At 67.0% G+C, this 12,681-nt stretch carries 10 protein-coding genes; 4 read left to right on the top strand and 6 right to left on the bottom strand.

Annotated elements, in window-relative coordinates:
* Positions 1-17 precede the first annotated feature (17 nt).
* The 3 genes from ACZ45O_RS16570 to ACZ45O_RS16560 are packed head-to-tail and all read left to right on the top strand — an operon-like array spanning position 18 to position 2,191.
* Positions 18-842, top strand: a complete 825-nt coding sequence (locus ACZ45O_RS16570) for a transporter substrate-binding domain-containing protein (protein WP_464854519.1) — start codon at positions 18-20, stop codon at positions 840-842.
* A gap of 3 nt (positions 843-845) precedes the next feature.
* Positions 846-1,535: an amino acid ABC transporter permease gene (locus tag ACZ45O_RS16565; RefSeq protein ID WP_464854518.1), complete on the top strand. Its 690-nt coding sequence runs from the start codon at positions 846-848 to the stop codon at positions 1,533-1,535.
* Positions 1,532-2,191 (top strand): amino acid ABC transporter permease, encoded by a 660-nt coding sequence (locus ACZ45O_RS16560; protein WP_464854517.1) that lies wholly within the window; start codon positions 1,532-1,534, stop codon positions 2,189-2,191. The genes ACZ45O_RS16565 and ACZ45O_RS16560 overlap by 4 nt, the downstream gene beginning before the upstream one ends.
* Positions 2,192-2,293: 102 nt before the next feature.
* Here the strand turns inward: ACZ45O_RS16560 and ACZ45O_RS16555 are convergent, their stop codons facing one another.
* On the bottom strand, positions 2,294-4,009 hold the full coding sequence (locus ACZ45O_RS16555) for a S8 family peptidase (protein ID WP_464854516.1): 1,716 nt from the start codon (positions 4,007-4,009) through the stop codon (positions 2,294-2,296).
* A gap of 206 nt (positions 4,010-4,215) precedes the next feature.
* On the opposite strand from ACZ45O_RS16555, the gene ACZ45O_RS16550 reads away from it, so the two are divergent.
* Positions 4,216-4,701 (top strand): DUF6624 domain-containing protein, encoded by a 486-nt coding sequence (locus ACZ45O_RS16550; protein ID WP_464854515.1) that lies wholly within the window; start codon positions 4,216-4,218, stop codon positions 4,699-4,701.
* 1,007 nt (positions 4,702-5,708) lie between these two features.
* On the opposite strand, the gene argH is transcribed toward ACZ45O_RS16550, so the two are convergent.
* The 5 genes from argH to ACZ45O_RS16525 all read right to left on the bottom strand — a co-directional run bounded on the left by argH (position 5,709) and on the right by ACZ45O_RS16525 (position 12,598).
* A complete protein-coding gene (gene argH, locus ACZ45O_RS16545) occupies positions 5,709-7,094 on the bottom strand; it encodes an argininosuccinate lyase (protein WP_464854514.1) in 1,386 nt (461 codons plus the stop codon).
* Positions 7,095-7,234: 140 nt separating this feature from the next.
* Positions 7,235-7,891, bottom strand: coding sequence for a CYTH domain-containing protein (locus ACZ45O_RS16540; protein ID WP_464854513.1), 657 nt, complete (start codon positions 7,889-7,891; stop codon positions 7,235-7,237).
* Between the two features lie 408 nt (positions 7,892-8,299).
* Positions 8,300-9,550, bottom strand: a complete 1,251-nt coding sequence (hemW, locus tag ACZ45O_RS16535; RefSeq protein WP_464854512.1) for a radical SAM family heme chaperone HemW — start codon at positions 9,548-9,550, stop codon at positions 8,300-8,302.
* Positions 9,551-9,603: 53 nt separating this feature from the next.
* On the bottom strand, positions 9,604-11,415 hold the full coding sequence (lepA, locus tag ACZ45O_RS16530; protein WP_464854511.1) for a translation elongation factor 4: 1,812 nt from the start codon (positions 11,413-11,415) through the stop codon (positions 9,604-9,606).
* 79 nt (positions 11,416-11,494) lie between these two features.
* Positions 11,495-12,598, bottom strand: a complete 1,104-nt coding sequence (locus tag ACZ45O_RS16525; protein WP_464854510.1) for a stage II sporulation protein P — start codon at positions 12,596-12,598, stop codon at positions 11,495-11,497.
* Positions 12,599-12,681: the final 83 nt, after the last annotated feature.

Below are 12,681 nucleotides of genomic sequence, written 5' to 3'. Positions count from 1 at the left end.
CAGAGGGGAGTATGGGAATGAAGCGCAAGTGGGGTGCACTTCTCGCAGCGATTCTGGCCGCGGCCGTTCTGGCGGGCTGCGGCGGGCAGTCCAAGGCTCCGGCCGGCAGCGGAAGCGGGGATGCCTCCGGCCTTCCGGCGCAGGTCGAGAAGATCAAGAACGCCGGCGTTCTGAAGGTGGGCGTGAAGGAAGACGTGCCGAAGTTCGGCTACCTGGATCCCGCCAAGAACGTGCATGAAGGCATGGAGATCGACCTCGCCAAGCGCATCGCAAAGGAGATCTTCGGCGACGAGACCAAGGTGGAATTCACCGGCGTCAACGCCAAGACCCGCGGCCCCGCCCTGGACAACGGCGAGATCGACATGGTGATCGCGACGTTCACGATCACCGAGGAGCGCAAGCTCAGCTGGAACTTCTCCGACCCGTACTTCACGGACTACGTCGGCTTCCTGGTGCTCGAGAGCAGCGGCATCCAGTCCTGGGAGGATCTGGACGGCAAGACCATCGGCGTGGCGCAGTCCGCCTCCACCCGGGCGGCCCTGACCGAGCAGGCAGAGGAAGACGGCATCACCGTCCAGTTCATGGAGTTCGCGACCTACCCCGAGATCAAGGCGGCGCTGGACTCCGGCCGGATCGACGCCTTCTCGGTGGACCAGTCGATCCTCTGGGGCTACAAGGACGACAAGAACGTCATGCTGCCCGACAAGTTCGCACCTCAGGAGTACGGCATCGCGACCAAGAAGTCCAACACCGAGCTGGCCGAGTTCGTCAACAACATCATCAAGGAGATGAAGGCTTCCGGCGAAATGGACCAGCTTTACGAGAAGTGGGGGCTGAAGTAGCCAGTGGACCGCTTTGCCGCATTCAAGTGGCAGGCGCTCTTTAGAGACTGGCACATCCTCCTCGAGGGCCTGGGCCGGACCGCCAGCACGGCAGGTCTGGCCCTCCTCCTCGCTCTGGCGCTGGGCGTGCTGTTCGGTGTCCTCGCCACCGCCCCGTGGAGGAGCGGCCGGACTGTGAGCCGCCTGTATGTGAGCTTGATCCAGAACACGCCGCTGGTGACCCAGGTCTTCTTCCTCTACTACGCCCTGCCCCACTTCGACATCATGCTGCCCACCCCCGTGGTGGGCGTGCTGGGACTGGGCGTCTACCACGGCGCCTACGTGACCGAGGTGGTGCGGGCCGGCATTCAGGCGATTCACCGGGGACAGCTGGAGGCCGCCCTGTCGCAGGGCTTCTCCTACGTGCAGGCCATGCGCTACGTCATCCTGCCGCAGGCGGCGCAGATCGTGCTGCCGCCCATGACCAACCAGGCCGTGGCGCTCATCAAGAACTCGTCCATCCTGGCCATGATCTCCGGCGGTGACCTCATGTTCCAGGCCGACTCCTGGTCGGCCTCCACCGGCTACTACGGACCCGCGTACCTCACGGTCTGGGCCATCTACTTCGCCATCTGCTTCCCGCTGGCCCAGCTGGCCCGGCGCTGGGAGGAGCGGGTGCGGCTGAGCCGCGGCGGGGAGGTGACGGCTGCATGATGGAGGAACTCGCCGCCCTGGCCCAGTGGCACAACGTGCGCTTCATGGCGGAGGGCCTCTGGATCACCCTGCGCATCAGCGGTCTCACCATCGCCTTTTCGTTCATCCTGGGCACACTGCTCGGCGTCATGCGTTACAGCGGCCACTGGCTGCTGGCGCGCATCGCGGCCGTCTACATCGAGAGCTTCCGGGCCTCGCCGCTGATCCTGCTCATCCTGCTCTTCCGCTTCACGATGCCGCTGAAGCCGGTCAACTCCGGTACCCTGGCCATGACGCTTTTCACCGCGGCCATCGTGGGCGAGATCGTGCGGGGCGGGCTCAACTCGGTGGACAAGGGGCAGTGGGAGGCCGCCCGATCGCAGGGGTTCACCTGGTGGCAGACCATGCAGCACATCGTGCTGCCGCAGGCCCTGCGCAAGATGATCCCGCCGCTGACCGGCCAGTTCATCACGGTGGTGAAGGACACCTCGTACGTGTGGGTCGTCGGCGTTCAGGAGCTGACCGGCAAGGGCGTCATCATCCTGGGTCAGCACGGCTCGACGCTGCAGTTCTTCGCCATCTTCGGCATGATCGGCCTGATCTACTACGTCCTCTGCCTGACGATCAACCGAATCGGTCTCTGGCAGGAAAACCGCATGTCCTGGCTCACCCAATAGGCATTGTCCTGGCTCACCCAGTAGGCATGGCCCAGGTGCAGGCTGCGCATGAACTGAGCACTGAACGGGGCTGCACGCAAGTCGCGTGCAGCCCCGCCTCGCTTATTTCAGTTCCACGTCGTCGATGAAGAAGCTGGTCGGCAGCAGCCAGTCGTTGGTGACGCTGAACTCCAGGCGCACCGTCTGGCCGGCGTAGGCGGCGAGGTTCACGCTCTCCTGCACCCACTGGTTCCGCGTATCCCGGTTGCTCCGGGTGACCGGGGTGGCCAGCAGGCTGCCGTTCTGGCTGTACAGCCGTACCCGGAGGTAGTCGTAGGCGGTGGAGCTTCCCTCGCTGGAGGACATGTACCACCAGAACGTGAGCTTTCCGTTCTGCGGGATCGTCACCGTCTGGCTGATGGTGTCGGTGCCGAAGTTGTAGCCGCCCAGCCAGGCGCTGTAGTTGCCGGTCCGCGGCAGGTAGTTGCTGATCAGCTGGTAGCCGCCCGAGGAGGTCTGCACCCAGGGGGCGGTGCCGTTCTCAAAGCCGCCGTTCTGCACCCTGTTCTCGCCAGGGCCGCCCGGATCGCCGGGGTCACCCGGATCCCCGGGGTCACCCGGATCGCCCTGGCCCGTGACGGCCCGGTAGGCGTTGATGCGGCCGCCCGTCCAGTAGGTGCCGGTGCCGGGGATGTCATCGGCCGTCTCCATGATGCGGTCCCAGATCTCCTGGTTGCTCAGCCCCTGCGAGGCCAGGAGCCCGGCCAGGCCGGCGACATGGGGGGTGGCCATCGACGTGCCGCTGATCGTGTTGTACCCGCTGCCAATCCAGGTGGAGTAGATGTTGGAGCCCGGGGCGGCGACCTCCACCCAGTTGCCGTAGTTGGAGAAGGAGGAGCGGGAGTCGGAGCTGGTGGTGGAGGCAACGGCGAAGCACCGGCTGTAGTACGCCGGGTAGGAAGCCCGGCTGGTGTTCTCGTTGCCGGCGGCGCAGGCCAGGAAGGCCCCCTGGTTCCAGGCGTAGTTGACGGCGTTCTGGAGGGTGGTGGAGCCCGTGGCGCCGCCCAGGCTCAGGTTGATCACGTCGGCGCCGTTGTCAGCCGCCCAGATGATGCCGTTGGCCACGTTGGCGAGGGTCCCGCTGCCGGAGTTGTTCAGCACCCGCACCGGCATGATCTTGCACTCGGGGCACATGCCCGCGCCGCCGGTCCCGTTGTTGGTCTCGGCCGCCGCGGTGCCGGCGACGTGGGTGCCGTGGCCGTTTCCGTCGTCGGGGGCGGTGTCGCGGTCGACGAAGTCGTAGCCGGCAACGATCTTGCCATCAAGGTCGGGGTGGTTGCGCTGCACCCCGGTGTCCACGACGGCGATGACCGCGCTGCTGCTGCCGCGGGTCACGTCCCACGCGTCGTACGCCTCGATGCGGTTCCAGGCCCACTGCTGGCCGAGCCCCGGGTCGTTGGGCGTCCAGTCGATGGTGTAGATGTAGTTGGGCTCCACGTAGACCACGTTGGGGTTCATCTTCAGCGCCCGGAGGACGTCTTCCGCGGCCTTCAGATCGCCCTTCGCCGACACGGCCGGGAACTCCAGCACCTCCACGTCCAGGGCCGCCACCCGGTCCACCACCTTCGCCCCCACCTGGCTGGCGATGGCAGCCCGCTGGGCAGCCGCGACCCCAGGCTTGAACTGAACGAGGAACTGACCGGGAACCGCCGGGGCCTTCAGGTCTGCTCGCACCTGATTCTTCGGGGAGACCGCGTGAGGCTGAGCCAGAGCCGGATTCTGAGCCGAGGCCGCGAGCACCGTGCACAGAGCCACAAGCCAGATCGCCACTCGCTTCATGGGTCATCCTCCTTTCCCGATCCGCAGACCGCTTCCGGTCTGCACCGCTTTGCTGCGGTGTCGTTATGGTAAGACCATCGGGGAGGAAGGACAAGGGAGGAGCGACACTTTTCGCCAGCGGGTGAACGGGCCCACTGTCGGCAACAGGAAGCGATCGTATGTGCGTTGAAAGCACGAACCTAGATTCGAACCACGGGGGTGAGGACGTGAATGCGGAGTTGGCCGCACTCTTCGCGGAGGACCAGAGGGACCGCGCCGGCTGGGCCGGCGACCTGGGGGAGCTGCAGGCCATCCACGAGCGGGACCGGATGCGGCGGGAGCGGGCCCTGGCCCTGATCGCCGAAGGCGCGCTGACGGCCGCCGAGGACTTCTTCCACGCGGCAATGCTCCTGCAGCACAGCGACCAGCCGGAGGACTTCCGCCTAGCGCACGAGCTGTCCGTGCGGGCGGTGGAGCTGGGCCACCCCGAGGAGAAGCGGGCGCGGTGGCTGGTGGCAGCCACCCTGGACCGCTGGCTGACCTCCCAGGGAAAGCCGCAGAAGTACGGCACGCAGTTCTTCAAGGACAAGAACGGCTGGCGGCTGCTGCCGGTAGCTCCGGACACGACGGACGCGGAGCGGGCGGAATGGGGCGTGCCGCCGCTGTCGGAGACCCTGCGCCGGCTGGAAGAGCTGCGGCGGATGGACCCGTAGACGCGCATCGACACCGGCGTCGAATCCTGGCGAACGAAAGACAGAACGCACCTACGGGCTTCGACAGACCGAAGGTGCGTTCTGTGCTATGGTCACATCGGGAGCCTGCGCAGGCCGCCTCAGGCGAAGATCACCGTCTCGCTCAGCGTGGAGTAGAGCCCGGAACCCTGCGTTCCGGTATGGCTTGCGGTCCGAGCCGGCGACATGCGGGCTCCCGAGGGCACCCCAGGAGGGTGCCCAGCACTATTCTGCCCCGGGGAACGTTCAGCATACATGCCGTCCGGGCCAAGTGTCGCCACGGCGGGATGTGTCAACCGCTGCTACACGCCCTGCAGCCGGTTCCTTCACACCTAAACCATATGGTCACAGGCCTCTGCGCCGCTCAACCCCGGCCGATTTCCACTTCGCCCCCAGGCCAAGTCGAAATCCGCCGTGCTTCACGTCCCGCAGCCGATTCCTTCACACCTAAACCACCAGGCAACAGGCCCCTGCCCCGCTCAACACCGGCCGATTTCCACTTCGCCCCCAGGCCAAGTCGAAATCCGCCGTGCTTCACACCCCGCAGCCGATTCCTTCACACCTAAACCACCAGGCAACAGGCCCCTGCCCCGCTCAACACCGGCCGATTTCCACTTCGCCCCCGGGCCAAGTCGAAATCCGCCGTGCTTCACACCCCGCAGCCGATTCCTTCGCACCTCAACCACCAGGCAACAGGCCCCTGCCCCGCTCAACACCGGCCGATTTCCACTTCGCCCCCAGGCCAAGTCGAAATCCGCCGTGCTTCACACCCCGCAGCCGATTCCTTCACACCTAAACCACCAGGCAACAGGCCCCTGCCCCGCTCAACCCCGGCCGATTTCCACTTCGCCCCCAGGCCAAGTCGAAATCCGCCGTACTTATACGCCCCGCAGCCGATTCCTTCGCACCTCAACCACCCGCAGAGGCGGCGCCGCTCGACTCCAGCACAGCCGACCCAGCGAAGTGCCCCAGCCCCCGCGGCGCGCCCCCTACCCCACACGCCTGGAGAGAATCTCCGCCGCCAGCGCGAGCTGCTTCTCCACCTCGGCGGGGGCGGTGCCCCCCTGCGACGTGCGCAGGTTGACGCAGGTCTCGGGGGCGATGGCCTCGTAGATGTCCGCCTCGAACAGCTCCGAGAACCCCTTGAACTCCTCCAGCGTGCAGTCGGCCAGATACTTGCCCCGCTCGATGCAGTAGAGCACCGCCCGGCCCACCACCTCGTGGGCCTCCCGGAAGGGCATGCCCTTCTTGGCCAGATAGTCGGCCATGTCGGTGGCGTTAGAGAAGTCCTGCCGCACCGCCTGCGCCATCCGCTCCCGGTTGAACTTCACCGTCGCCAGCATGCCCGTCATCACCGTGAGGCAGGCCTTCAGGGTGTCCACCGCGTCGAAGAGCCGCTCCTTGTCCTCCTGGAGGTCGCTGTGGTAGGTGAGGGGCAGCCCCTTCAGGACCGTCAGCAGGGCCATCAGGTCGCCGTAGATGCGGCCGGTCTTCCCCCGCACGATCTCGGCCACGTCGGGGTTCTTCTTCTGCGGCATGATGGACGAGCCGGTGGCGTAGGCATCGTCCATCTCCACGAAGCCGAACTCCGTGGAGGACCAGTTGACCAGCTCCTCCGCCAGGCGGGAGAGGTGCATCTGGCAGATGGCGGCCGCCGCGACGAACTCGACGATGAAGTCCCGGTCGCTCACCGCATCCATGGAGTTGGGATAGACCCCGGCGAAGCCCAGCTCGGCCGCGGTGAACTCCCGGTCGATGGGGAAGGTCGTACCCGCCATGGCCCCGGCGCCCAGGGGCGAGATGTCCGCCCGCCGCAGGGCGTCGGCGAACCGGCCGTAGTCCCGCTCCAGCATCCAGAAGTAGGCCATCAGGTGGTGCGAGAGCAGGACGGGCTGCGCCCGCTGCAGGTGGGTGTAGCCGGGCATGATCACGCCCAACTGCTCCCGGGCCCGGTCCAGCAGCGTCCCCTGCAGGTCGCTGACCAGCCGCTGCACCGCGGCGATCTCCTCCTTCACCCACAGGTGCACGTCGGTGACCACCTGGTCGTTGCGGCTGCGGGCAGTGTGCAGCCGGCCCCCCACCGGGCCGATCTTCTCGATCAGCCGCTTCTCGATGTTCAGGTGGATATCCTCGTACTCCTGGCGGAAGGGGAATTGCCCGGCATCGATCTCGGCCTCGATCTCCCTGAGCCCCTGCTCGATCAGGGCGGCATCCTCCGCGGATATGATGCCCTGCTTCCCCAGCATGCGGGCGTGGGCGATCGACCCCCGGATGTCCTGCTTGTAGAGCCGGCGGTCAAACGCCAGCGACGAGGTGAACCCCTCGGCGGTCTTGTCCGCAGGCTTGGTGAAGCGCCCTCCCCAAAGCTTGGTCATGGCACGCGGCCTCCTCATCATCCAGATCTCGCATGATTATACTATCGGTCGCATAATTATTCAACCGCAGGTGAAAGAAACGGCCGGGCGAAAAGCCCGGCCGGCTGCGTTCCGATCAGTCGGCTCGGCCGTCGGCAGCATCACCGCCGCGCGAGGTCAAGCCCCCGCTCCAGCTTGGACCGGCCCGCCGCCCGCAGATGGCCCTCAGCCAGCGCGAGCAGCTCGGCTTCCACCGCGCGCAGCGGCTCTGGATCCACCAGGTCCGCCGCAGCCTCCACCTCAATATCGTAGTACGGTTCGGCGTCCAGACCGGGGTAGAGCACCCGGTCCAGCGTGAGGGTGCCGATCTCGCCGATCGTCCGCGAGAGCCGCTCCGTGTGCAGGTCCAGAACGGGCTCCAGGGGCCCGGCGGGGCGCCCCACGGCGAACGCGGCAAAAGGCACGGTGCCGCGCCCGATGAGCGGCCGGATGCGGCTCACGACCTCCCTCAGGCTCCCCAGGTCCAGCGGGGCCTCGTACTCCTCCCGCTCGGTCAGAGACCCCTCCTGCGCGCGCTTCACCTTCAGCGTGACCAGGAGGCGGCCGTTCTCGCGGCGCACGCGCAGGCCGGTGCCGGCGGCCGCCAGGGCGCCATCATCCGTGTCGAAGTAGGTGTCGCGCATGGCGATCGTCTGCACGGGACCCAGGGGAAGTCCGGCCAGCTCCTCCCGCGCGGCCAGGCGCTCGAACAGGGCCGCGGGGCCGCCGGGCACGGTCGGGAGCACCTCCAGCTTGATCTCCACTTCCACGGTAGTCACCTTCCCGGACTATGCACAGGTTCCGGACTGTGAACAGGTTGGAGCGAGAACCCTTCCAGCCGCCACGTCTGCCACGGCCCGCCGCGCATCGGGGCCACCGGCCCCTCGGGCGGCTGGCAGCCGCGTCGCAGCCACGCCCGCACGGCGGAGAGGTTCGGCACGGCGGTGTGGATGACGGTCCACCGGTGCCCGCAGGCGCACGCTGCGGAGACGACCGCCCAGCGGCCGCTGTTGTCCAGCATCTGAAAGAGTTCCTCGCTGCTCCGCCCGCAGCGACGACAGGTGTTGCCAGTGTGTTGTCTCATTGCTGTCTGTCCTTTGACCATGAATTGGACAGCAATTTCGGAGGATAACCTGTGAATACCTTGTGAACACCATGTGAACAACGTAATTTTTTTCGTGGCGCACCTACACGAAGGCCTCCCAGACCAGGTTGGCCAGCCGCAGACCCCGCGGTGTCAGGCGCAGGGCGCCGCCCTCCCACTCGACCAGCCCCTGCCGCTGCAGCCGCTCCACCTCAGCGCCGTAGACCGCGCTGATGGAGACGCCGAACCGCGCCGCAAAGCGGTGGTCGCTCACCCCTTCGAGCAGCCGGAGGCCCATGAACATCGTCTCCGCCATCTCCTGCCGCCTGCCGACCGCCTCTCCCGCCTCCACCGGCAGAACACCCCGCTCCAGGGCCGCCCGGTACGTTCCCGGATGTTTCAGGTTCCAGAAGCGGTAATGCTGCCCCGGCCGGCCCGGCGCCGTCTCCACCTCGCTGCCGCCCTGAACGCGGGATGCCGTGAGGCCGGGACGGGGGGCCCCGAGGTTCTCCAGGGGCGCCGCCAGTCGCAGGAACGAGTGCGCGCCGCAGCCGAGCCCCAGGTAGTGCTCGTTCCGCCAATAGATGAGGTTGTGCCGGCACCAGTGCCCCGGACGCGCGTAGTTGGAGATCTCATAGTGCTCGAACCCGGCGGCCTCCAGCAGGGCCTTGCCCTCCCGGAACATCTGCTCCTCCGCCTCCTCGGGCGGCAGGTGCAGGCGGCCGGCCTCGAAGGCGAGGTAGAAGGGCGTGCCCTCCTCCAGAATCAGGCTGTAGGCGCTGATGTGGGTGGGGTCCAGGCTGAGCGCCCAGGCGACGGTCTCGCGGAAATCCGCGGGAGTCTGGCCGGGCAGCCCGTACATGAGGTCGAGATTGATGTTGGTGAAGCCCGCCCGCCGGGCAGCCGCCACCGCCTCCTCCACCTGCAGGGCATCGTGGATCCGCCCCAGCCGCTCCAGCAGGTGCCGCTGCCGGGCCTGCACGCCCAGCGAGATGCGGTTGGCCCCGGCGTCAAACGCCCGCTGAAGCTTCTCCCCCTCCACATCCACCGTGCCGGGGTTGCCCTCGATGGTCACCTCGGCGTCGGGCGCCAGGTTGAAGCGCTGCCGGATGCCGGTCAGCACGCGGGACAGTTGCTCCCCCTCCAGCAGGGTCGGTGTGCCGCCGCCCACGAAGACGGTGATGACCTGCTCCCCCGCCACCTCGGGGCGGGCCGCCCAGAGTTCCATCTCCAGCAGCAGGGCGTCGACGTAGCGCGCCTGCTCCGTCCGGTCGGCCCCCGCGTGGCTGTTGAAGTCGCAGTACCCACACTTGTGCTGGCAGTAGGGGATGTGCACGTAGAGCCCTATCGGCACAGGGCCAACCTCCCAACATGGCGGCCGGGCCCCAGAGAGCCCGGCCGGTTGCGTCAGTCGTCGTCAGGGTTTGTGGAGAGCACGGCCATGAAGGCCTCCTGCGGGATCTCGACGGAACCGACCGCCTTCATCCGCTTCTTGCCCTCCTTCTGCTTCTCGAGCAGCTTCCGCTTGCGGGTGACGTCGCCGCCGTAGCACTTGGCCAGCACATCCTTGCGCAGCGGGGCGATGTTCTCGCGCGCCAAGATCTTGTTGCCGACGGCGGCCTGGATGGGCACCTCGAACATGTGCCTGGGGATGAGCTTGCGCAGCTTCCGCACCAGGGCGCGGCCCAGCTTCTGCGCCTTCTCCCGGTGAACGATGCTGGAGAGAGCGTCCACCGACTCGCCGTTCAGCAGAATATCCATCTTCACCATGTCCGCCTGCTCGTAGCCGGTCACTTCGTAGTCGAAGCTGGCGTAGCCGCGCGAGCGGGTCTTCAGCTGGTCGAAGAAGTCGTACATGATCTCCGACAGGGGCAGCTTGTAGTGCAGGTTGACCCGCTTCTCGTTCAGGTACTCCATGTTGAGGAAGGTCCCGCGCCGGTCCTGGCACAGCTCCATCAGGGGTCCCACGTACTCCGAGGGCGTTATGATTGAGGCCTTGATCACCGGCTCCTCCACGGAGGCGATATGGCTCGGATCCGGCCAGTCCGCGGGATTCTCAATCATCATCTGCTCGCCGCTGGTCAGGTTGACGCGGTAGATCACATTGGGGGCGGTGGTGATGAGGGCCAGGTCGAACTCCCGCTCCAGCCGCTCCTGGATGATGTCCATGTGCAGGAGCCCCAGGAAGCCGCAGCGGAAGCCGAGCCCCAGCGCCTCCGACGTCTCGGGTTCGAACGACAGCGAGGCATCGTTCAGCTGAAGCTTCTCCAGGGCCTCCCGCAGGCGGCCGTAGTCGTTGGACTCCACCGGGTACAGGCCCGTGAACACCATCGGCGTCGCGCGGCGGTAGCCGGGCAGCGGCTCCGGGGCGGGATTCTCCGCCAGGGTGATGGTGTCGCCCACCCGGACATTCTTGACCTCCTTGATGGTCGCGGCCAGGGCACCGACCTCGCCGGCCGCCAGCTCCTCCACCGGGGTCAGGCCCGGCCGGAAGACGTAGAGTTCGTCGACGATGAACTCCTTGCCCGTGGCCATGAAGCGAATCCGGTCGCCCTTCCTTACGGTTCCCTCAAACACCCTGAAGTAGGTGATGACGCCCTTGTACGAGTCGTAGAAGGAGTCGTAGATGAGCGCGCGCAGCGGCGCCCGCCGGTCGCCCTGAGGCGGCGGGATGAAATTGACCACGGCCTCCAAAATCTCCTTCATGCCGATGCCGGCCTTGGCGGAGGCCATGATGGCGATGGAGGTGTCGAGGCCGATGACCTCCTCGATCTCCTGCTTGACCTTCTCCGGGTCGGCCGAGGGCAGGTCGATCTTGTTGATCACGGGGATGATCTCCAGGTCGTGTTCCAGGGCCATGTAGACGTTGGCCAGGGTTTGCGCCTCGATGCCCTGCGACGCATCCACCACCAGCAGGGCGCCCTCACAGCCCGCCAGGGCCCGCGAGACCTCGTAGGTGAAGTCAACGTGGCCGGGCGTGTCGATGAGGTTGAGCACGTACTGCTGGCCGTCGTCAGCCGCGTACTCCATGCGGACCGACTGGGCCTTGATGGTGATGCCGCGCTCCCGCTCCAGGTCCATGTTGTCAAGGACCTGATCCTCCATCTCCCGCTGGGTCAGCACCCCGGTAAACTCGATCAGCCGGTCGGCCAGGGTGGACTTGCCGTGGTCGATATGGGCGATGATGCAAAAGTTGCGAATATGCTTCTGGTCGACCATGTTGCCTTCCTTTCTGCCTCCAGAATAGGCTTCAGAGTATTATATCACCACCTCCGGAGCGGGCACAACACGACGCGGTCTACTCTGCGCCCGGGTACTCCCCGGCCCGCAGCAGTTCCACCAGCGCATCGGCCAGGTGGTAGACGGCCCGCTCTGCCTCCTCGAACGTATTGAGGGCGTTGCCGATCTCCAGCAGAATGGCTCCGGGGAGGAGGTCCTGGTTGTAGCGGGCCTGCGGCGTGAGCGTGGGCAGGGTGATGCCGGGATTGGCCTCCTCCATCTTGGCCATCAGGGCGTTGCAGAAGGCCAGGTTCTCCTGCCAGTGGGTCAGATCCTCCCTGGCGCCGATGACGCAGCGCACCCGGGCCACGGGCAGGCCGTCGACGTAGGTCGTGGAGTCCAGGTCCATGTTGCCGTCGCGGTGCAGGTCCATCAGCACCTTCACCGTCGGCGCCTCCCGCAGGATCTGGCGGGCCGTGGCCCGCGAGGACTGGTACGCGTAGTCGTAGCCCAGCTCCTGGTGCTTGAACGGGGCGTGCACCGTCGTGACCCCGAGGTCCCTGAGCCGGCGGGCCAGAATCGCGCCGATGTCCACGATGGTCCGCTTGCTGTGGTCGTAGGAGGCGATGAGCCTCAGGTCCTGGTCAGTGCTCACGGTCAGGTCGGGGAACTCCGAGATGTACGCCTCGTAGTCATGGGTGTGGTAAATCCCCACCAGGGGCAGCCCGTCGTTCAGCACCGTGACGGCGGGCTCCGGCCGGGGGGCGGGCTCCGCCGCCACCGCCGGCTCTGCGGCGCCGGTGTCGGGCCCCGGGCTCTCGCCGGACGGGAGCGACGGGTCCACGGTCATCGGCGGCGCGGGGGCCGCGCTGGGCCGCAGAAACGGCAGGGCCGCCTGAAACAGGGTATGGGGCCGCCCGGGCTGCCGGCCTGTCCACAGGAAGCGCAGCGTGCGGTCATGCTGCTCTCCCAGGGGTCCTGCGGCCGCCAGCGCCGGCAGCGCCGCGCGCAGCATCTGCCGGGCGGTGGGCAATCCCGGCCGGAACAGGGCCATCCAGAAGGGGTCCTCGTCTGGCTCCGATTCGTGCAGCCGGCCTTCGGGCTCGCGGCCGCTCATGGCCGGCAGCGAGCCGGCGTCGGGCGGCTGCCGGTTCACCAGCAGACCAGCCGTAACGCTGATCACGAGCAGGTAGGCGACCAGCAGCGGCCTCGCCGTCCAGAGGTTGCGGTCGATGGAAACTCACCTCGCCTGCGGTCGTCGGGCAT

This window comes from Symbiobacterium turbinis (assembly GCF_055383075.1).
This window is presented reverse-complemented; position numbering and strand designations above follow the sequence as displayed.

Excerpts from the sequence above, each read along its gene's own strand:
- ACZ45O_RS16560 (WP_464854517.1), top strand. The coding sequence starts at position 1,532 with ATGATGGAGGAACTCGCCGCCCTGGCCCAGTGGCACAACGTGCGCTTC.
- lepA (WP_464854511.1), bottom strand. The coding sequence starts at position 11,415 with ATGGTCGACCAGAAGCATATTCGCAACTTTTGCATCATCGCCCATATC.
- ACZ45O_RS16555 (WP_464854516.1), bottom strand. The coding sequence starts at position 4,009 with ATGAAGCGAGTGGCGATCTGGCTTGTGGCTCTGTGCACGGTGCTCGCG.
- ACZ45O_RS16570 (WP_464854519.1), top strand. The coding sequence starts at position 18 with ATGAAGCGCAAGTGGGGTGCACTTCTCGCAGCGATTCTGGCCGCGGCC.
- argH (WP_464854514.1), bottom strand. The coding sequence starts at position 7,094 with ATGACCAAGCTTTGGGGAGGGCGCTTCACCAAGCCTGCGGACAAGACC.